The 20,845-nt window shown below is 40.5% G+C and carries 21 protein-coding genes and 2 pseudogenes; 20 read left to right on the top strand and 3 right to left on the bottom strand.

All coding sequences use genetic code 11. The features are described from left to right. The first annotated feature begins 23 nt into the window (after window positions 1-23). The 17 genes and pseudogenes from CVD23_RS00580 to CVD23_RS00500 all read left to right on the top strand — a co-directional run bounded on the left by CVD23_RS00580 (window position 24) and on the right by CVD23_RS00500 (window position 13,052). Complete coding sequence (locus CVD23_RS00580; protein ID WP_257987809.1) at window positions 24-1,502, top strand: glycoside hydrolase family 32 protein; 1,479 nt, start codon at window positions 24-26, stop codon at window positions 1,500-1,502. A gap of 27 nt (window positions 1,503-1,529) precedes the next feature. Next, window positions 1,530-2,405 (top strand): ROK family protein, encoded by an 876-nt coding sequence (locus CVD23_RS00575; protein WP_101664687.1) that lies wholly within the window; start codon window positions 1,530-1,532, stop codon window positions 2,403-2,405. Window positions 2,406-2,747: 342 nt separating this feature from the next. Continuing rightward, window positions 2,748-3,521, top strand: coding sequence for a GntR family transcriptional regulator (locus CVD23_RS00570; protein WP_257987807.1), 774 nt, complete (start codon window positions 2,748-2,750; stop codon window positions 3,519-3,521). A gap of 4 nt (window positions 3,522-3,525) precedes the next feature. After that, entirely contained in the window at window positions 3,526-3,957 is a 432-nt protein-coding gene (locus tag CVD23_RS00565; protein ID WP_101578079.1) for a PTS sugar transporter subunit IIA, read from the top strand. 14 nt (window positions 3,958-3,971) lie between these two features. After that, window positions 3,972-4,259: a PTS sugar transporter subunit IIB gene (locus CVD23_RS00560; protein WP_101578078.1), complete on the top strand. Its 288-nt coding sequence runs from the start codon at window positions 3,972-3,974 to the stop codon at window positions 4,257-4,259. Then, window positions 4,260-5,528, top strand: coding sequence for a PTS ascorbate transporter subunit IIC (locus CVD23_RS00555; protein WP_101664685.1), 1,269 nt, complete (start codon window positions 4,260-4,262; stop codon window positions 5,526-5,528). A gap of 80 nt (window positions 5,529-5,608) precedes the next feature. Then, complete coding sequence (locus tag CVD23_RS00550) at window positions 5,609-6,523, top strand: phosphotriesterase family protein (RefSeq protein WP_101578076.1); 915 nt, start codon at window positions 5,609-5,611, stop codon at window positions 6,521-6,523. 12 nt (window positions 6,524-6,535) lie between these two features. Beyond that, the gene (locus tag CVD23_RS00545) at window positions 6,536-7,156 is read left to right on the top strand and encodes a bifunctional 4-hydroxy-2-oxoglutarate aldolase/2-dehydro-3-deoxy-phosphogluconate aldolase (protein WP_101578075.1); all 621 of its coding nucleotides are present in this window, start codon (window positions 6,536-6,538) and stop codon (window positions 7,154-7,156) included. A 5-nt stretch (window positions 7,157-7,161) separates the two neighbouring features. Next, window positions 7,162-7,905, top strand: coding sequence for a creatininase family protein (locus CVD23_RS00540; RefSeq protein ID WP_257987805.1), 744 nt, complete (start codon window positions 7,162-7,164; stop codon window positions 7,903-7,905). 177 nt (window positions 7,906-8,082) lie between these two features. Further along, window positions 8,083-8,406, top strand: a pseudogene (locus tag CVD23_RS00535) (helicase-related protein); the annotation flags it as partial. Window positions 8,407-8,622: 216 nt separating this feature from the next. Further along, complete coding sequence (locus tag CVD23_RS00530) at window positions 8,623-8,841, top strand: DUF2187 family protein (RefSeq protein WP_101664681.1); 219 nt, start codon at window positions 8,623-8,625, stop codon at window positions 8,839-8,841. A 170-nt stretch (window positions 8,842-9,011) separates the two neighbouring features. Continuing rightward, window positions 9,012-9,203 (top strand): hypothetical protein, encoded by a 192-nt coding sequence (locus tag CVD23_RS00525; RefSeq protein WP_101578072.1) that lies wholly within the window; start codon window positions 9,012-9,014, stop codon window positions 9,201-9,203. A gap of 363 nt (window positions 9,204-9,566) precedes the next feature. Continuing rightward, a complete protein-coding gene (locus tag CVD23_RS00520; RefSeq protein WP_101664679.1) occupies window positions 9,567-9,998 on the top strand; it encodes an ASCH domain-containing protein in 432 nt (143 codons plus the stop codon). Window positions 9,999-10,602: 604 nt separating this feature from the next. Next, a complete protein-coding gene (locus CVD23_RS00515; protein ID WP_101578070.1) occupies window positions 10,603-11,661 on the top strand; it encodes an LLM class flavin-dependent oxidoreductase in 1,059 nt (352 codons plus the stop codon). 149 nt (window positions 11,662-11,810) lie between these two features. Next, complete coding sequence (locus CVD23_RS00510) at window positions 11,811-12,311, top strand: redoxin domain-containing protein (protein WP_101664677.1); 501 nt, start codon at window positions 11,811-11,813, stop codon at window positions 12,309-12,311. Window positions 12,312-12,350: 39 nt separating this feature from the next. Further along, window positions 12,351-12,785, top strand: a complete 435-nt coding sequence (locus CVD23_RS00505; RefSeq protein WP_101664675.1) for a glycine/sarcosine/betaine reductase selenoprotein B family protein — start codon at window positions 12,351-12,353, stop codon at window positions 12,783-12,785. A gap of 27 nt (window positions 12,786-12,812) precedes the next feature. Beyond that, on the top strand, window positions 12,813-13,052 hold the full coding sequence (locus tag CVD23_RS00500) for a hypothetical protein (RefSeq protein ID WP_101664673.1): 240 nt from the start codon (window positions 12,813-12,815) through the stop codon (window positions 13,050-13,052). A gap of 286 nt (window positions 13,053-13,338) precedes the next feature. Here the strand turns inward: CVD23_RS00500 and CVD23_RS00495 are convergent. Together CVD23_RS00495 and CVD23_RS00490 are read right to left on the bottom strand one after the other, a co-directional pair. Continuing rightward, window positions 13,339-13,865: pseudogene (locus CVD23_RS00495) on the bottom strand (DinB family protein). Window positions 13,866-13,879: 14 nt separating this feature from the next. Then, window positions 13,880-15,280 carry an aminotransferase-like domain-containing protein gene (locus CVD23_RS00490; protein ID WP_101664671.1) on the bottom strand — a complete coding sequence of 467 codons (1,401 nt, stop codon included), beginning with the start codon at window positions 15,278-15,280 and terminating at the stop codon, window positions 13,880-13,882. A gap of 114 nt (window positions 15,281-15,394) precedes the next feature. Here CVD23_RS00490 and CVD23_RS00485 point away from each other — a divergent pair, with 114 nt between their 5' ends. From CVD23_RS00485 to CVD23_RS00475, 3 genes are all read left to right on the top strand, one after another. Further along, entirely contained in the window at window positions 15,395-16,309 is a 915-nt protein-coding gene (locus CVD23_RS00485) for a DMT family transporter (RefSeq protein WP_101664669.1), read from the top strand. Between the two features lie 203 nt (window positions 16,310-16,512). Beyond that, window positions 16,513-17,406, top strand: coding sequence for a phosphorothioated DNA-binding restriction endonuclease (locus CVD23_RS00480; protein WP_101664877.1), 894 nt, complete (start codon window positions 16,513-16,515; stop codon window positions 17,404-17,406). A 72-nt stretch (window positions 17,407-17,478) separates the two neighbouring features. Then, window positions 17,479-20,289, top strand: a complete 2,811-nt coding sequence (locus CVD23_RS00475; protein WP_101664667.1) for a DEAD/DEAH box helicase — start codon at window positions 17,479-17,481, stop codon at window positions 20,287-20,289. Between the two features lie 18 nt (window positions 20,290-20,307). On the opposite strand, the gene CVD23_RS00470 is transcribed toward CVD23_RS00475, so the two are convergent. Continuing rightward, on the bottom strand, window positions 20,308-20,703 hold the full coding sequence (locus CVD23_RS00470; RefSeq protein ID WP_101664665.1) for a (deoxy)nucleoside triphosphate pyrophosphohydrolase: 396 nt from the start codon (window positions 20,701-20,703) through the stop codon (window positions 20,308-20,310). Window positions 20,704-20,845: the final 142 nt, after the last annotated feature.

Below are 20,845 nucleotides of genomic sequence, written 5' to 3'. Positions count from 1 at the left end.
TCAAACAAAAGCGGGTGCTATGAATGAATATGGTAAATACGAAACATCTCACAGCTCTTCAAAAAGCAAACGAAGAAATAGCGGATAAAAAAGACAACATCAAGGAAAGTCCTTACCGGTTAAAATATCACTTCATGGCACCGACTGGATGGATCAATGATCCCAACGGTTTGGTGCAGTATAAGGGCGAGTACCATTTGTTTTATCAATTTTACCCGTATGCTTCGAGCTGGGGTCCAATGCACTGGGGGCATGCAAAGAGCAAAGACCTGGTCCATTGGGAACACCTGCCGGTTGCCCTGGCACCTTCCGAGTCCTACGATTCCGGAGACGTGAAAGGATATGGCTGTTTCTCCGGCAGTGCAGTGGTAGACAATGAAGAACTCGTTCTGATTTATACGGGACATGTAGACGGCAACTCGCCGCAACAAGTTCAATGTATCGCAACAAGCCAGGATGGAATTTCTTTTGAAAAGTATGAACAAAACCCTGTGATAGCTGATTTTCCGGTTGATGGTTCAAAAGACTTTAGAGATCCAAAAGTATGGAAGCATGAAGATAAATGGTACATGGTCGTTGGTTCAAACAAGGATGGAAAAGGAAAAGCGGTTCTATATGTCTCTGACGATTTAAAGCATTGGGATTACAAAGGGGTTGCCGCAGAAAGCAATGGCACCCAGGGAGATATGTGGGAGTGTCCAGATTTATTCCCGTTAAATCATTCTCATGTCCTGCTTGTTTCGCCAATGTATGGAACGCAAAACGAAAAGCCGTTTTATGTAATTGGTGACATGGACTATGATAAAGGCATTTTCACACAAGGGATTTATAGAACATTGGATTATGGATTTGACTTCTATGCACCGCAGACATTGATTGACGATAAAGGCCGGAGAATCATGATCGGCTGGATGGAAAAGTGGCTGACAAAAATGCCTTCCCAACAGTTCGGCTGGGCCGGAGCGATGACAATTCCGAGGGAACTTATTTTGGAAGACGGCATCGTTAAGCAAAAGCCTGTACCCGAGTTGGCTCAATTAAGATCCGATTACAAAAGATTGGATGGCTTCGAAGTAGCTGAACGAACAACGATCAATGAATCACAAGAACCCGTCTCGGAAATAATCATTGATTTTGACATGAACGAAACAGATGCTGCATTATTCGGAATTCAGCTAAGATGCTCAGAAGATGGAAAACAAAGAACCGAAATTTTGCTGGATCTTGATCAGAAAGAAATCATCATGGACCGTAACAATTCCGGCTGTGGTGAAAAAGGAACCAGCAAAGCTCCGATGGCAGTGAGGCCAAATGGAAGCATCAACCTGCGTATCTTTATGGACACAACATCTGTCGAGCTTTTTGTCAATGATGGGGAACAAGTCATCACAAACCGGATCTACCCGGATGACAACAGCACGCAGTTTAATATTTTTACAAAAGGCGGTAAAGTCCGTGTAAACAGCATTGAATCGTGGAAGTTCGATTCTGTGTGGAAATAGCGACTGATTCTGATTGGAGGTGAAACAATGTATTACGGAGCAATAGAAGCCGGCGGCACAAAATTTGTCTGTGCGGTAAGCGATGATCAATTTGTAATTAAAGACAGAATCAGTATCCCAACTACAAGCCCTGCTGAAACGCTTAACCAGGTGTTTGAATTTTTTGATCAATATTCTTTGAAATCAATTGGGATTGCCTCGTTCGGTCCGATTGATGTAAATAAGAATTCCGAGACTTATGGACATATCACGACAACACCAAAGCCGGGCTGGAGTAATTTTGATTTTGTGGGGACGATCAAAGACCGTTATCCGGTTGCGGTTGCCTGGACGACAGATGTGAACGCAGCCGCATATGGCGAACTGAAAAAAGGGAATGCACAAGGTTGTGAAAGTTGCCTTTACTTAACCGTAGGCACAGGAATTGGTGGCGGGGCGGTTGTTAACGGTAAACTATTAGAAGGTTATGGACATCCGGAAATGGGACATGTCTTGGTTAGATTACATCCGGAAGACACTTACGAAGGCACTTGCCCATACCACGGGAATTGTCTCGAAGGGCTAGCAGCAGGACCAGCAATTGAAGGCAGGTATGGCAGTAAGGGGGATGAGCTGGAAAAAGCGGATAAAGTCTGGGAAATTGAAGCCTACTACATAGCACAAGCACTTGTAGACTATTCACTAACTTTAAGGCCGGAGAAAATCATCCTCGGCGGCGGTGTTATGAAGCAAAAGCAACTATTTCCGCTGATTCGTGATGAGTTTGCTAAGCTAATGGCTAACTATGTAACAATACCAGATTTGAATGAATATATTGTTGATCCTGGGTTGGGAGATAATGCAGGGGTTATCGGAAGCCTGTTATTGGCTGCAGAAACTTGTGAAGATCAATTATACTCTTAACTTAAATTATGTAGTTTACCATTTTACTAATTAAAAATATAAACTGTTGAAGCCGTTGAGATATAGGTCTTAACGGCTTTTTATTTTTCATAAAAACACATAAAGTGGGACGATGATAGATTCTAGAAACATTAAAACAAAAGTGCATTCTACTAACTTAGTTGAGTTTAATCGAACTTTTTTTTGAGTGGTCACATGCAAGTGGTGAAACCATGTAAGGTGAACACCTAAACATTATAATGTTTAGTGAATTAATTTATGTTATTGACATTAAACATCATAATGTCATTATAAAGAAAACGGTTACAATAAATAAAAGATGATAACCTTTTATAGGAAGAGGTGGGAGCTATTATACCCCTAAATAAAAACGCTAAAGAGCCGCTATACAAGCAACTCAAAACTGCTCTTTTAGAGTTCATAGAAGAAAATTTACAGGAAGGTGACGCTCTTCCGATTGAGTCCGAAATTGAAAAAATGTATGGAGTAAGTCGAATCACCGTTCGAAAAACAATTGATGAGCTTGTAAATGAGGGAGTTGTTTCGAAAAAGCAAGGAAGAGGGACGTTTGTTCAATCGCGAAAGATCGTACAAAAAGCGGGGACCATTACAAGCTGGACTGAAGAGATGAGATTAAAAGGTAAAATAATCGAAACTAAAAATCTGTTAATGCATGAGATTGAACCTTCAAGAAAATTGACCGAAGAATTGAAATTGTCTAAAGGTGAAAAGGTCATCTGTTTAAAGAGACTCCGGTGTGCTGATGGAGAGACTATTGCTATCATGATTAACTATTTTCGCTCAAAATTTGTACCGGGTTTTCTTGAAAAAGGGCTAAACAAAGAATCTCTATATGAAGTCCTGGAAGAGGATTACGGCATTCAGTTAGAAAAGGCGCACGAAAGAATCCAGGCAAGAATCGCGAACGATTTGGAAGCTCTTGAGCTGGGAGTTTCTCCAGATTCGGCAATCCTTCATATCACGAGGGTTTCTTATCTGCCTGATGGCACACCGTTTGAATTAGTTGAAATGGCTAACCGATCAGATCGTTATCAGTATGATATTGATCTATTTGGAAGAAATAAATTTAAGTCTTTTAGTGAAGGAAGTGATTGACAGGATGCTGCAGTTAAATGAGAAATTAATTAGTTTGGATGTTGAAGCAGAGTCTGCAGAAGCAGCAATCAGAAGTGCCGGTGCCTTACTAGTGGAAGAGAACATTGTTGAGGAACGCTATGTTGATGCAATGGTTAAAGGCTTTCAGGACATTGGGCCTTATATTGTCCTTGCACCGTCCATTGCAATCCCCCATGCAAGGCCTGAGCATGGGGTTCTCCAGCAAAGTGTTTCCCTTGTCAGGTTGAAAATCCCAGTGAAATTCGGGCATCCAACAAACGATCCAGTCCAGTTGGTTTGTGCAATCTCTGGAATTGACAGCACCAGTCATATTGGGATGCTGCAATCCTTGGCTTCAGTTTTAGGCGATAAAACAAAGTTGGAAATAATTTTAAGTTCAAATAATAAAGAAGAAATTATTTCAATCTTTAATTAAGGAGTGTGGGGAGAATGAAGGTTGTGACGGTATGCGGTATGGGTTTTGGAACATCGCTCATGTTGCTGATGGATGTTCAGGCTATTGGAAAAAAACATGGTTATGACATCCAGGGAGAAGCGGTAGATTTAGGATCTGCAAAAGGTAAGGAGTGTGATTTTATGGTGGCTTCAGGTGAAATTGCCTCAGAACTTGACGGGGAGTCTGTCGAAGTGGTTGCGATTAATAATTTACTGGACAAAGAAGAAATTGAAAGAAAAGTAATGCCAGTAATCGAAAGAGTTGCCAAAGGGGTGAAATAAATGTTAGATGCTATTGTTTCGATTTTAAGCAACCCGGCTATCATTTTAGCAATTATTGCAGCGGTTGGATTGATCGCTCTCAGAAAGTCGACCTCGGATATTATTAAGGGAACTTTAAAAACGGTATTTGGATTTTTGATTCTGCAACAAGGTGCGAACATTATTGTAACCGCTTTAATACCGTTTAGTACAATGTTTACGGAAGCGTTTGGACTAACAGGAATAGTTGCTGAAGATAACGCCCTTGTTGCCGCTGTCCAAACAGTGTTGGGTAAAGAAACTGCTTTAATACTAATATTCTCTTTTTTAATTAACTTAGTGATTGCAAGACTGACAAAATGGAAGTATATCTTCTTGACTGGACATATGATGTTCTCTTTTGCTGGAACAATGGCAATTGTGTTCAGCCAAATGGGCTTCTCAACTTCAATGACAGTTATTCTAGGTTCCATTATCCAGGGTATATCGATGGTTTTATTCCCTGCTATTTCTCAGCCGTTTATCCGTAAAATAACTGGCAATGATAATGTGGCCTTCGGTTTCTGGGGAAGTTCCTGGATTAGTTTATCTGGGTGGGTTGGGGGTTTAGTTGGAAATAAAGAAAAATCTTCTGAAGACGTAAAAGTACCAAAGTCACTGGATTTCCTGAAAGATATGAGTGTCTTAATGGGGATTGTCATGGTGATCATTTATGTGGTTACTGCATTATTTGTCGGTCCTGCCAAAATGGAGGAGATTGCAGGCGGGCAGAACATGATTCAATTCTCGATTATGACTGCCTTAACTTTCGTTGTCGGTATCCTTGTATTATTGCAAGGGGTTCGGATGTTCCTGGGTGAAATCGTCCCAGCGTTTAAAGGCGTCGGTGAAAAAATTGTACCCGGAGCGAAACCAGCCCTGGATGTTCCAATCTTCTACTCTTTCGCACCGATAGCAGTGACTCTCGGTTTCTTGGCTGCATTAGTTGGTGGTTTACTAGTAACATTGATTTCTAGTTTTCTGCCAGTAGTAGTACTCCCATCTGTTATTGGTTTGTTCTTTATGGGTGGAGCTGCAGGCGTATTTGGGAACGCGACAGGCGGAAGAAGGGGAGCTGTTTTCAGCGGATTTTTCCTCGGATTTACTTGGACATTGCTCGTCGCACTTGCATATCCGCTAGTCGATGTAACCCAATACGGTGTTGAAGGACTTTGGTTTGCTTCCCCTGATGCGATTATCGTGATTATTCTTATTCGCCTGGTTGGATCGCTATTTGGATTTGGAATTTAATTAAAAGAAAAATGAGGAAAGAAATCAGCATTCTTTCCTCTAACTATTTTAATCTTTAAATTGTTGTAGGAGTGATAGAAATGGCGAAAGTTCGCACTGTTTTAGGTGACATAGAAGCAAAGGAGCTCGGATTTACTTATAGTCATGAACACTTGTGGGCAAATCCCCCTGCAAGCCAAAAAGACCGCGATTTAGAATTAACCGATTATGAAGCAAGCGTCAGCGAATTATGGAGATTTAAAAACGCAGGCGGGAATGCTCTTGTTGATGCGACAACTTTAGATTATGGCCGTGACGCAAAGCACTTAATTAGAATGGCTCAGGAAACGGGTGTACATCTTGTAATGACTACAGGATTTAATAAGCATATTTATTTTCCAACGTGGGTCCAAGCATTAACAATTGAGGAAATAACGCAGAAATTAGTGCGTGACCTTACCATCGGAATGGATGGGACTTCCGCTAAAGCAGGATTTTTGAAATCCGGCTCCTGGGATCAACTTATTCATCCCTTAGAAGAAAAAGTGACTCGTTCAATGTCCAGAGCCCAACTCCAAACGGGGGCACCGGTATGGCTTCACACTGAAGCTGGAACGATGGGCCAGGAAATGCTCGATATACTTGAAGAAGAGGGTGTGGACCTCACAAAAGTAGCGGTAGGCCATAGCGACCGAAACGCAGACCCTTATTATCACTTGCAACTGGCAAAGCGAGGGGCATACGTGCAATTTGATGGGGCAAGTAAGATTAAATATTATCCAGATAGTGTACGGGTTGAGCTGATAAAAAATATGATCGACCATGGGTATGTGAAACAATTGTTGGTATCCGCTGATATGGGAAGAAAAAGTTATCTTCATGCTTATGGCGGCGGACCTGGATTTGAGTATATACTCCAAAAGTTTATCCCTCGCTTATTGGATGAGGGTGTCAGCCAGGAAGATATTGAGATGATTTTTGTTAAAAATCCAGCCCGCTGGCTGGCTCAATTTTAGGAAGGTGTTATCATGATTGTTGATAAAGGAACCATCGTTGCTATAATTCGCGGAGTCGACCCATCTAATGTTATCGATGTTCAAGAAGCCTTGATTGAAGGCGGAATCAACTGGGTGGAAGTATCTTTGAGTGAAGAAGAAAAAGGCCTTGAATGCATTAGAATATTAAATAAAAGATTTGGACAAAAAATAAACCTTGGGGTAGGAACAGTCACAAATATTGATCAAGCGAAAAAAGCAATAGAAGCGGGAGCAAAATACGTGATTACTCCAGGTTGGGACAAGGAACTTATTAAGCAGCTTCTACAGTTGAATATAAATGTTTTCCCGGGTGTATTCACACCAGGGGAAGTAATGCAGACCATCAATCAAAATATAAAGGTGCAAAAGTTATTTCCTGCAGGCAATCTCGGATCTGATTATGTAAAAAATCTAAAGGGTCCTTTTCCTAACTTGCATTTGATGGCTGTAGGCGGAGTGTCTTTGGATAACATAATGGAGTTTTATCAAGCTGGATGTTCTTCCTTTGGAATCGGCAGTGATCTAGTTCCATGGGGAGCAACAAAAAAGGATAAAGAAAAAATCAGGGCAAAAGCATATGAGTATGTATCAGTATTAAAGAATGAGGGGTAATGAGCATGCAAAAGGCCAAAGAGCTAATTTATATGACAAGGGATGAAGCAAGAAAAGCAGTGGGAAATTTCCCTGTTGCGATCTTGCCATTAGGAGCCACAGAGCAGCATGGCCATCATTTACCTCTCGGTGTAGATATTTTTTTAGCAGAAGGCATTTCACGACAACTCTCTGAAAGAACCGGGGCGATATTATTGCCTTCTATGCCCTTTGGATATTCCTGGGTTTGGCGAGACATTCCAGGTACAATATCCTTACAGCAGCACCATGTTGAAGCAGTGGTAAAGGATGTTGCTCATAGTGTGGCCCGATACGGAGTAAAAATGTTAGTTCTCGTAAATGGCCACGATTCAAACAAAACCAGTATGAAATATGCAGCACGAGAATTGATGGATGAACTTGATATACCAGTGATCTACCTGTTCTATCCAAACCTAAATGAAATTATGAAAGAGCATTGTGAGACTCCAAGCTGGCATGGAATGGTTCATGCATGTGAATTTGAAACTTCATTAATGTTAGCACTAAAATCTGAATTGGTAGATATGTCGAAGGCTGTAAGTGAATACCCTGACAAGCCAATGTTGTATGGTAAATCCACAATATCCTTAGGAGATCTTAGTAAAAGCGGCGTTTTTGGTGATGCAACAAAAGCATCTAAAGAAAAAGGGGAAAAGATGCTTAAAATATTTGTGGATGAAATGGAACAATTGATACAGGAGGCCTACAAAGGAGTACGCAGTCAATAATGTATAGGGTGTCCCAAAATTTTCGCGTTTGGGGCATCCTTTTCGTTATATACAGTAGTATACGCAATACGGGGTATGAAGATAGTATGATTTATATAGTTTCGTTTTAAGAAGGGAATATATAACAAATGTAAAATTAGTACTTATTAATTTATTTTTTGGGCATGAAACGTAGGCATAATCGCCACCGATGTAGAGGCAAGAGGCATAGACGTTGATAATGTCACACTTTTCATGAATAATGATGTACCAATGGAAAAAGAGAGCTATGTCCACCGGACAGGAAGAACAGGAAGAGCTGGCAATAAAGGAAAATTCATTTCTGCAATTGAAAAATACATCGGCTTCGAGATACCTAAAATGGAAGCTCCAAAAAAGGATGAAGTTGTTAGAGGAAAAGCCGCGTTCGAAGATAAAATCAGTGGCCGCCGAGTCGTTCATAATAATAAAACCCCACGAATAAACAAAGATATTATGAAACTCCATCTCAGCGGTGGAAAAAATGCTGAGCACGATTTTCCTTTATTTTTTAAGGGACTTCTTTTTGTAGAAGATGAGAAACAAATGAGATCTGTTATATACTAACTGTAGGATTACCCTATTTTCCCATCCATTTTATTATATTTTAGTTTTGTATAGTTAATGGGAAGGGTAATACTAACTTGGTGAAATGAAAAATCGCATCGCATAAACATGGTATAACGAGGGGGACATGAAATGACAGAAGAAAAAAGTGAGAACCAGACAGAGAACATTAACAAAGCAAATATTGGAGATATGATCCAAATATCAAGAGGGAATGAACAAGGACAGAAGGGGAAAGTATTAGTGACACGGGAAAACTCTGTTATTGCGGAAATTGGCAGGGATGTAAAAAAAGACGTTCCAATCAAAACTGTGGTCAATCATAAAAATTATAAACTAATAAAGTCATGAACACTTTAAAACGGCAATAAAGTTATAAGTGTCGTCTTTGTGAGGATGAGAAACTTCAGTGCCTGACCCCTAGTATGTTAGAGTTAACACAGTACAGGATCAGGCTTTTTTTCTGAATTGATGATAAGTTCAGTATATAGATTTGGTGGGTGAAAGGAGTTACACATCTCGTGAAGTACATTAAGACGCAAATGAAACAGCTGGTCAAAGAGAATAAAGAATTGCAGACGCACTTAAAAACTCTGATGGAAGAGCATGATCTTGAGAAAAACTTTGCCCTAAAGGCGTTGTACCATTCAGAAGTAGCTGATGGAGGAAAGTATCAGTTAGCATATCAAGCACTTGACCTGCCCAAAGGGTAGGTCATTTTTAGCCTACTGGAGAAAATATCGTGGGTGAAACAATTTGTTAAGGAGGAAAAAACGTGAAATAACAGGGAGGGCAACGATTTTTTAAAACTTTTGGGCAGATTTGCTCAACCCAAAAGGGACTTTGCAGAGCCCCTTTATTTTAACTGTGTTTAACAAACTTCTTATATACACATAGGCAAACTGCAATCAAAGCGATAATCAAAAGTATTTTCATTGCACTAATTTCCTCCCCTGTATTGTCATTTTCATTTTATGGGGGCGTAAGGAAATTCTGAGGAACTGCCTGTACTAATAATATTGTTCCATCTGGATACTTTAAAGACAAAGTATTTTTTCAGGTTGGAGGGACTGTATTTGAAGGTTTTATCAATGATCCAGCCTTGGGCAAGTCTATTCATCCTTGGCGAAGCCCAATATGAAACAAGGACATGGAGGACAAATTATCGTGGGCCGCTGGCGATTCATACTAGCAAGAAAGTGGACAAGGCAGTCTGCAGCCATGAGGGTATACTGTATTTACTTGGCAAGCATGGCTACACAGAGGGTACTCTTCCAACCGGGATGATTATTGGTATATGTCAGCTTGTAAATTGTTTAAAGGTAACGGAAGACAAGACGACATGGGCAATCCTGGAGGATGGACGGATCGTATCGGGCAATGATTATATATTGGGTGACTTTGATGTGGGAAGCTATGCTTGGGAGGTTAAGGACAGGAAGATGCTTGATGAATTTATTCCTGCGAAAGGAAGGCTTGGATTGTGGGAGCATGCTTCATTGAAGTAGAGAAAAATGCCACTCGAATGAAGTTATTTGAATAAATATATAGATCATGAACTACAGGTGCATTCTTCAATATCGGCTGCACCCTATATCCAGTCAAAAAGGGACTCAGAAGAGCCCCTTTATTTTAACCTCGCTTAACAAACTTCTTATACACCACAAACGCAACTGCAATCACAGCGATAATCAAAAGTATTTTCATTTAAACTAAATTCCTCCATCCTGTATTGTCATTCTTCCTATTCCCCAAACCGGTTAATCAAAAACCGGTGCTTTATTTCGAGTTCGACAACCTTTCAAGGATGTGTCAGAAAATATGTATGGAATGTTGTTTTTTGTGATTAGAAAACAATATATCAGTTAAAAATTGCAGACATTTTATTTTCAGATGAACCCAAAAGGGATTAATGAAATGGGTGGCCAAGTCTATAGAAAAAATGAATAAAATTCAGATTTCCATTTTTTCACTAATCAACAGCAACTCTACATATCATCGAAAAAGCAGTGCATTGTGCACAGATTGGATAAGAGTGGTATCTTTTAGAAAAGGTATATCAAAAGATCAGCAAGAGACATGTAGCTACGACTAGAATGGGAGGAAGATTCAGTGGAGATAGGTTTAAGCACGTTTGTAGAGACAACGCCGGATGTTGAAACCGGTGAGGTCATCAGTCATGCCCAGCGAATTCGGGAAGTGGTCGAGGAAATTGTACTGGCAGATCAGGTAGGATTGGATGTATTCGGTGTAGGGGAACATCATCGTGAAGATTACGCGGCATCAGCTCCTGCTATCATTTTGGCAGCGGCTGCGTCCCAAACAAAGCGGATACGGCTGACAAGTGCAGTAACGGTTCTTTCTTCTGCCGATCCAGTGCGAGTGTTTCAGGATTTTGCTACACTCGACGCGATTTCCAACGGACGTGCAGAAATCATGGCAGGGCGGGGTTCTTTTATCGAATCTTTTCCGCTGTTTGGCTACGATTTAAATGACTACAATGAGCTGTTCGAAGAGAAGCTGGAGTTGTTGTTAAAAATACGCGAGTCCGAGAAAGTCATCTGGCAAGGTCGCCATCGTCCTGCGATTCAAAATCTCGGTGTGTACCCGCGCCCTGTTCAGAATCCTTTGCCTGTATGGATTGGCAGCGGGGGTAATTCCGAATCCGTTGCTCGTGCAGGCCTGCTTGGACTGCCATTAGTTCTGGCGATTATTGGTGGCAGCCCGCTGCATTTTGAACCACTTGTGAGGCTCTATAAAAAGGCAGCAGCGCACGCAGGTCATGACGTATCGAAGCTCACGGTAGCGTCGCATTCACACGGGTTCATTGCCGAGGATACGGAAACAGCGGCCGATAAATTTTTCCCATCTACCCAGCAGGCAATGAATAAACTGGGCCGGGAGCGTGGATGGGGGCCGTATGACCGCTCCAGCTTCGACGCCGCCCGCAGCTTCGAAGGTGCCTTGTACGTAGGTGATCCGAAGACAGTTGCCGAAAAAATAATTCACCTTCGGAAGAATGTCGGTGTCACACGGTTTATGCTGCACGTACCGGTTGGAACAATGCCGCATGACGATGTGATGAGAGCGATAGAACTGCTCGGAAAAGAAGTTGCGCCAATGGTTCGAGAAGAAATATCAAGATGGGAAGCTAACGGTGAAGGAAAGTAGGAGGATGTCGGTTCTTGAACCGACATCCTTTTCTGTTAAAGAGCACCTGCCGGATGTAAATTTTGCATATTTTAGAGGTTAAAGCTGAAAGCAGTAGCCGATAATAAACATTGTTGAGCATGAAAGAATAACAAGAAAGGAGAGTTAATATGCCACAAGGAGCTACTGAAACAAGCACCTTAAAAGTAGGTGATCAAGCACCTGATTTCACATTGGAAGCCCATGGTAATCGCACGGTTACTTTGAGTGATTATCGCGGATCCAAAAATGTATTCATATGTTTTTACCCTCTAGATTGGACACCGGTTTGAGGCGCGCAAATGCCTTCATACGAGGATGATCTGCCTCGTTTTGAAGATTTTGATACCCAGGTCCTGGGTATTTCAGTTGACAGTGTCCACAGTCATGATGCATGGCAAAAATCAATTGGCGGAGTGTCCTATCCGCTCTGTTCCGATTTTTATCCGCACGGAGAAGTTTCGGAAAAATATGGTGTCCTTCGCAAGAATAAAGATGAACCAGCATACGGAGCTTCAGAACGTGCCCTCTTTATCATTGATAAAGAAGGGATCATTCAGTGGATTGATGTTCATCCAATCGACAGGCAACCAGATAATGAAGAGCTGTTTGATGTTTTACGCAAACTGTAAGCAGGTAATTTTAACAAGCAGAAAAAAAGGAGGCTGTGTATGGAACTCTCAAGAAAAGCTATCCCATATACACCCAGCAGCAAACCGCTCAATGAAATGACAATTATGATCGTTTCAACCTCCGGCGTGCACATGAAGGATCAGGAGCCGTATAACACGGATCCTGCCGAAGGGGATGCAACATTCCGCATCATTCCTGGCGATGTTGATGCAAAGAATTTAACCGTCACCCATGCAGCACCAAAGGAGCATTATAATACAGATGCTCCGAAAGAGGATATTAACACCGTTTTTCCGATCGACAGGTTAAGAGAAATGGTCGCTGACGGAGACCTTGGCGGAGTAGCAGAAAAACATCTAACGATGATGGGCTATTCCATGAGACTGAACAAAATTAATAAAGAAACCATTCCCGCGCTCGTAAAAGAAGTCGTCCGGTCCAAAGCAGACGCTGTTCTCTTGACGGCCGGCTGACCGCTCTGTCATCGCACTGTAGTTACAGTGCAGCGTGGTATTGAATCACAGGGAATTCCAACAACTTTAATCACGCTGGATGTTGAACAATCCAGTTTGATGAGACCTCCGCGGGCTATTCATCCAAAAGGGTTTGAATTTGGGCATTCGCTCGGTAAGCCTCACGATAAAGAAACACAAAGGAAAGTGTTGCAGGCGGCTCTGGCGGAGATACCTGAAAGGCAAGAGCCGGGGAATATTCACGAGGTACTATTTCCAAGTTATTAGTAAAACTGATATCTCTCATCGGGGGACGGCTTGCTTGCCGTCCCTTGGTATGTAAGGAGATTCGGCACATTTATCTTCGTCTATTATTTGTAGACCAAACCGTTGGGTGGATCTTTTCTTCGATTGTACAATGGTGATGGACAAAGATGTGACTCTTTGCTCCTTTTTTTTGAGTTTGTGATTTTTTTTCTAAGTTAGAATTAATCCGTTGGTAGGAGAAACCTAAGTCAATAAATAAGAGTTAAGAATGCTTTAACAAATTAAAACCTATGGTATTAAAAAGAGGTTATTTTCTATCCTTAAAAACTCCAAGGTACTCACGCCAAGCCCCGACATCAACCCTGTATCTCTTAGCCATCACCCTAACGATTTGCGAAATATGCGTTAAATCATGGACAGCCCAGGTAGAAATTAATTCTCTTATCTTTACAATACCAAGTTCAGGGTGTGTTCCAGTCAACTCTAGATGCACTTCAGGATCTATCAGATTCTTTAACTTTGCAATGTTTTCTGCGCGAAGGGTCTTAAACTCTATCAGCTTTTGTTCAATCGTTCTTTCTGTCAGGTTCAAAGTGCATACCGATCGAATGAAGGAAAGGGTTTCTTTTCACCTTCTAGTAGAATCCACTTTATGCGAGGAATCCAATTGGTTTTCTCACCTTTAATAAGGTGGTCAATCACTTCAGAGGCGTTCCAAGTTCCTTCACCTTCGTTGGAACTCACCCATCCAGGAGATAAACCAGATAAAAAATGCTCCAATGTTTTTGGGGTGCGTTCTAAAACCCCAATCGCTTCATCCAGATTAAAATTCATCGATCTGCTCCTTTCTATTTTTCAGCAACAAGGATCAACTTCTTTACCCCTTCTTGCAGCTGCTTTTCATTCGAATAGGAATAACTCAACCGTATCCACGGGGAGGATTCCTTTAACGGGTCACAAATCTGGCCTGGCACAAAGGAGATTGAATGTTCGATTGCTTTAGCCAATAGCCCGTTTGTTGATAAGCTGTCAGGGAGCTTCACCCAAAGATTCAGGCCTCCAGCCGGGCTGTGCCACTCCCAATTTGTACTGGACAACGCGTCCTCCATCATTTCCTTGCGGATTTGCAGGGCGATCCGCAATTTTTCTAAATGCTGCTGCAGTCTGGGTGATGAAAAATAATGAAGAAAGATTTTTTGGTTAAGAAGGGGAGAGCCATTGTCCGTTAATGCCTTGGCAGATATCAATGATTTCATGATGGCTGGCTGGGCAATAATCGCGGCCACTCTTAAGCCCGGCGAAATGTATTTGCAAAAGCTGCGAATATAAATAACCGAACCAGCCGTATCATAGGTGTAAATGGGAGCGGGCGGCTTTCCGTCAAAGTAAATGTCATGATAGGCATCGTCCTCAACCAGCAGGCAGCGATACTGCTCGGCCAGGTGGACCAGCTGTTTGCGCTGTTCAGCTGGCACGGTATAACCGGTCGGATTGTGGAAGGTAGGATTCAGGTAAAACAATCTCGGCCGATAAAGCTTCATATAATATTCTAACTGCTCAAGGTCATATCCTTCCGGGGTGATGTCAATTGTTCGAATCCGGGCACCCCTTGCCTTAAAAATATCGATGGCCGTACTGTAGCTCGGCCGCTCGAACAAAACAGTGTCCCTCTGCTTGATGAACGTTTCGGCAACGAGGTGGATCCCTTGCTGTGAACCCGACAGGATTAACAGATTGTCTGGCGTAAGCACCGTCTTATATTGCTTCGTAAAATAGAGCGAAAGCGTATCACGCAGCTCCTCATCACCCTGGACAGTGGCGTAGGTTGCCAGTACCTTTGGATACAGGTCAAACACCTTTTTCACGTAATCGGAGAAATAATGATTCGGAAGCAGATTCGGATCGATCAGGGCCTGGGAAAAATTAAAATCAACCTGTGCCTGGTGGATTTCAGATAAAGAGCTTTTTAAGAGATTGGCAGTATAGATTGGATGATCGCAGATTTCATGATCAGGCTGCCCTGATTGCACATAATAGCCGACCTTATCCTTTGCATAAATCTTGTTATCCTGTTTCAGAAGCTTATACGCCTTCAGCACCGTCAAGCGATTGATTTCCAGTTCAGCTGCCAGCTGCCGTACGGAGGGAAGCTTCTCATTTTCCTTCCACTCGCTGCGCTCAATCCGGTTCAGCACGTAATCATACACTTGATTAAAAAGAAAATCCTCCCCTTGAGTGACCATCACCATCTTCATACCCCCTAAATATGGCTTTATTTTATCACAATTTTGAAACAACTGGTCTATTCTTATCAAACTGTTCTACTCACATGCTTTTATGATGGTTAAAAAGGAGGATATATCATGGTCATCGTCAATTATTTGTTTATGTGCTTGATTTTTGGAACAACGTTTTTAGCGATTAAAATCGGGGTCGATATAGGAATGCCGCCATTTTTTTCAGCAGGGATCCGATTCTTTCTTGCAGGAATGCTGCTTTTTGCCTATATGGTTTGGAAAAGAAAGACTTCCATAAGCTTGCTTTTTCAGAAGGAGATGCTTATAACGGGAGTGTGCCTGACCTTTGGAACATTTGCGACCCTGTATTGGGCGGAACAATATGTAACATCGGGAGTTGCAGCGGTTTTGTCCGCAACCGGCCCGATGTTGATCCTCGTCATTCAGAATCTGATTTTAAAACAAAAAGGAAATCGCACAGCGTTTCTTGGATGCATTATCGGAGTGATAGGAGTCTCGCTTCTGATCTTTCCGAGTATTTCAATGGACACGAGTTCGTTATGGATCTATGGCTGTTTGGCGATCATCTTAGGGGAAATGTTTTATGCATCGGGAGCGATTTATTCGAAACAGGTGGTAAACAAGTTTCAGAATACCCACCCGATTGCACTGAATGCTGCGCAAATGATGTTGGGCGGGCTATTGCTGATCGTTTTGTCGTTTATAACGGAAACAGGTCAAATTGCCTTCAATCTAAGCCTCGCTTCATTAGCTTCTCTATTTTACTTGATTGTTTTCGGTTCCATGATTGGACACAGTCTTTTCTATTGGCTGGTAGCCAGAACGAATCCGGTCTTTCCATCCACATGGCTATTTGTATCGCCGATCATCGCTGTGCTATTAGGGCATGCCGTTTATCAAGAAGCGATTTCCTGGTATACAGGAATAGGGACTCTTACGATTATTACGGGGACGGTTTTGGCGAATTTTCAGGGGATACGGGGGCTTGTGAAGAAGAAATCGTTGGTGGTTGAGAGCTGAAGAAGAAAGGATATGTTGTTTATCTATTAAAACGTTTTTCCAATCATTTGGATTTAAGGTAAAATTGAAATATGGGCATTTGTTTGTGCGCGGCAACGTGTTAACATTCAAAAACGTCAAGCTATAGGTATTATATCTTTCAGCTGCAAAAGTGTACGTTATAATAGTTCAAGATGTAGTTTTTCATGAAAGTGTGGATAGTCATGGATCAAATTAATTTACTTAAAAAGGTAAAAAACCTATCAATCTGGAAAAATGGAAGTCAAAGAGCTCCTCATAAGCCTCTGCTTATTCTTTATGCCCTCGGTAAAATGAAAGAGGATATACAATTTCTACCGTACGAGGAAGTACGAAAAGATTTAATACAATTACTTTTGGAATTTGGCCCATCAAGGAAATCCTATCATCCCGAGCAGCCCTTTGTTCGATTGAAAAACGACGGCCTTTGGAGATTGTCACAACCAATTGATTCGACCAATTTTAACAGGGATCTCCTTGCTAATCATGTAAGCGGAGGATTTACAGATGACGTTTACAAGTTATTAAAAAGTAATAAAGTGCTTCAAAAAGAGGTAGCCTTTCAACTTCTTAATGATCATTTTCCAACAACATTGCACGATGATATTTTGCAGGCAGTGGGTCTCGGTTATGATTTTCCCATTCAAGAAAATAGTAATAATATAGAATGTTATAAGAGGGCTCCAGATTTTAGATTAAAAATATTAAAAGCTTACGAATATCAATGTGCCGTTTGTGGTTTTAATGTTCGGGTTGGTCATGTTCCGGTTGGTTTGGAGGCCGCTCACATAAAATGGCACCAGGCAGGTGGGCCCGCAATTGAAGAGAATGGATTATGTTTGTGTATCCTTCACCACAAACTATTCGATAGAGGGGCATTTACAATATTGGAAGATCGAAAATTGATTGTTTCTGAAGAAACCTATGGCACCAATGGTTTTAATGAGTGGCTTATGCGGTTCCATGGGAAAGAAATTAGGAAGCCTATAAGTCCTAATTATTATCCCGACCATACATATATACATTGGCATGTAAAAGAAGTATTTCGTGGAACTGGAAGGTATTTAGAGGACGACTGATTTTATTTGTCTGTCCAACTGTTTTATAGTAAAATTTTAACATTAAATGTTTTTTTAGTCAGGGGACCTTTCATGCAAGTCGAAAAGAAATTAATTGTAAACTCCGATAAAGGGAATTTGTTAAGAGAGCTAGTAAAATCAATGAATGAATGCAAGCGGTTCTACTTTAGTGTGGCGTTTATGAACTTTAGTGGTCTTCAGCTTTTGCTTGATCCTTTAAAGGAAGCCATGGATAAAGGTGTTTCTGGGAAGATCATTACCTCTACCTATCTCAATTTTACCGATGTAAAGTCATTGGAAAAGATTCGTGAGTTTCCTAAAGTTAAGTTAAAAGTATTTGTGACGGATAAAGAGATTGGTTTTCATACTAAGGCTTATATTTTTGAATATGAAGATAGCTATAAAGTGATTATTGGATCATCCAATATTACACAAAGTGCTTTAAAGAGTAATATTGAGTGGAATGTAGAAATCGTTTCAAAAGAGGATTCTTATTTTATAAAAGAAGTTTTAAAGGAATACGATAAAATTTGGAATATGAGCCAGGATGCAGATGATAATCTCCTTCAAGATTATGAAGATTTCCTTAAGAGTTTGATCAAGACACAGTCTGCTCAGCAGCTTATCTTTGAAAAACCAGAATATATTACTATGAATCGAATGCAAAGAAGGGCCACAGAAAATTTAGAGCGACTTCGGAGTTATGGAGAAAAGAAAGCTCTTGTTATAGCAGCTACTGGTACAGGAAAAACCTATATGTCAGCCTTTGATGTAAAAAGCTACAGGCCAAAGAAACTTCTATTTGTAGTACATAGGGAAGAGATTTTAAAGAAAGCAAAAGATACATTTGAAACGCTGCTTCCAAATGAAAATATCAAATTTGGATTATTGACAGGAAATCATAAGGAGAGTGATGCTGATTATGTATTCGCAACAATTCAGACCCTTTCGAAGTGTTACCATGAATATGCGAGCGATGAATTTGACTACATAATCATAGATGAAGCTCACCATGTTACTAGTCCTACTTATCAGAATGTTTTAGAATATTTTGACCCTAAATTTACACTTGGAATGACTGCTACCCCTGAGCGAACTGATGGCTATAATGTATTCGATTTATTTGATAATAATGTTGCGCTCGAGGTTCGGCTTCATGAGGCCCTTGATGATGAGTTGATAATTCCGTTTCATTATTTCGGGATCACAGATATAGAAGGAATCGATTTAAGTGATGTTGTAATTGACGATATTGCCGAGATTACTAAGCGCTTGAAAGTAAATGAGCGGGTTGATTTTATTATTGAAAAAATGAATTTTTATGGACACGATGGAGAGAAACGAAAATGCCTTGGTTTTTGTGCAAGCATTGAACATGCACAATATATGGCTGCCGAGTTTAACTGCAGGGGATATAAGAGTACTTGTTTACATGGCGGAGATTCTTCTGAAACACGTGAACGCACGATTAACCGCTTAGAAAATGAACAAGACGAGTTGGAATTTATTTTTACCGTTGATATTTTTAATGAAGGGGTAGACATTCCTTCCGTTAATTCCGTTCTCATGTTAAGGCCTACAAATTCTCCAATCGTGTTTATCCAACAGCTCGGACGTGGGTTGAGGAAGCATGGAAGCAAGAGCTTTCTTACGGTCCTAGATTTTATCGGTAATCATAATAAAACGTTTTTGATTGCCTTAGCGCTTAATGGTAGCCGGTATTATGACAAGGAAAGCTTAAAGGTGGCCGTTGCTACAGATTTTGCTAATATTCCTGGCTGTACTCATATTCAAATGGACAAAGTTTCGCAGGAACGAATCTTGAAGCAAATAGATCAGGAAAACTTCAACTCGATGAAGTACCTGAAGGAAGAATATTTTGAGTTTAAAAAACTAAACCAAGGTCGAACTCCTTATTTTTTACTGGACTATTTGAAGTATGACGGAGCACCCGATCCGATCAAATTTATTGACCGCGAGAAAACATATTTGCAATTTGTTGTTAAAGTTGAAAAGGATGAAGGGTTAAAAACATTATTATTAGATGACTCATTTGAAGGGGTTATAAAAGAGTTATCTAGTAAACTGCCAATTAAACGTGTTTTTGATTTTGTGGTGATACGTTATCTCTTGAATCAAAAGGAAATTTCTCTGGTAACAGCTAAACATGAAATTCTAAAGCTGGTTAAAGATGTCGATGATGATACTGTTCTACATGCCTTCCAGTACTTAAATCAAGACTTTTATGATAGTGGTCAATTAAAGACTAACTTGAAGCTATTTCAGTTTTCAAATGGGATTCTTGTAAAGACGCCTATTTTTGAAAAAGTCCTGGCTAATCCAGAATACAGGGAATTCATTGAAGACATTATTACCTATGGGATTTTCAGATATGAAAAGGAATATATGAATGAATACTATGGAGTACCTCATTTTAAATTGTACGAGCAATATAAAATGGCGGATGCAGCGCTGCTCTCTAATTTCCGAAAAAGTCATAGCTCTTTTAGGGGATCGGGACTGCTTACGAATGGAAATGACTACTTCCTTTATATAGACTTGCACAAAGAGGCGGACGTTGAAGAAAGGTTGGCATACAAAGATGAAATAGTAGACACCCAACATTTTCAGTGGCAGACTCCACATACTACTTCTCAACGTACAAATTCAGGACAAAATATTATTCACAATAGAACTAGAGGAATTAATCTTCACTTATTTGTAAGGAAATATCGGCAAATTGATGGTAAAAACGAACCTTTTATTTACATCGGAAAGGGTAATACGATTAAATTCGAAGATAATAACCCAATAACGGTCCAGCTTAAATTAGAAAATGAATTACCCTTTAACCTTTATACCGAGCTTACTAAAAAAGTATAGTCTTCTCTTTTGAGAAGACTATTTTTCATTGATCAATTGTTCTACTGAGGGTATATCTGCTGGAGCCCATACAAGTGAGTTTAGGTTTTCACGTTTCAGCCATATCAGTTTTGAGTGCTCGGTTGGACTTGGAGTTCCTCCGGTAATCTTACATTTGATTGCAATAAGATTAATGATAAATGTTTCATATTCATGAACGATGTCATTATGTAATTCTAACGGTTCAATTTGACAATACAATTCTTCTTCAATTTCTCTTTTTAAAGCAGAGAAAAGGTCCTCGTTGGGTTCCACTTTGCCACCTGGGAACTCCCACATATTAGGGATAGACATTTGAGGTGACCTTAAAGCACATAGAATTTCTTTTTGTTCGTTTTCGATAATTGCAGCTACGACTTTTACAGTTTTTTTCATGAAGTCCTCCTGAATTTTACCTATAACCATTATAATAATAGCATGTTTGAATGGTTATGATGAAATATTTATATAGGTACGTTTGAGTCAAGCATTTGTTGGCGGAATTTATTTCCACCTAAAACGTGTAAGCGGATTCATG

Origin of the sequence: Bacillus sp. V33-4, from assembly GCF_002860225.1 — a bacterium.
Classification (GTDB): domain Bacteria; phylum Bacillota; class Bacilli; order Bacillales; family Cytobacillaceae; genus Bacillus_BJ; species Bacillus_BJ canaveralius.
The sequence above is the reverse complement of the archived record's forward strand: the minus strand, read 5'-3'. Positions and strand labels throughout refer to the sequence as shown.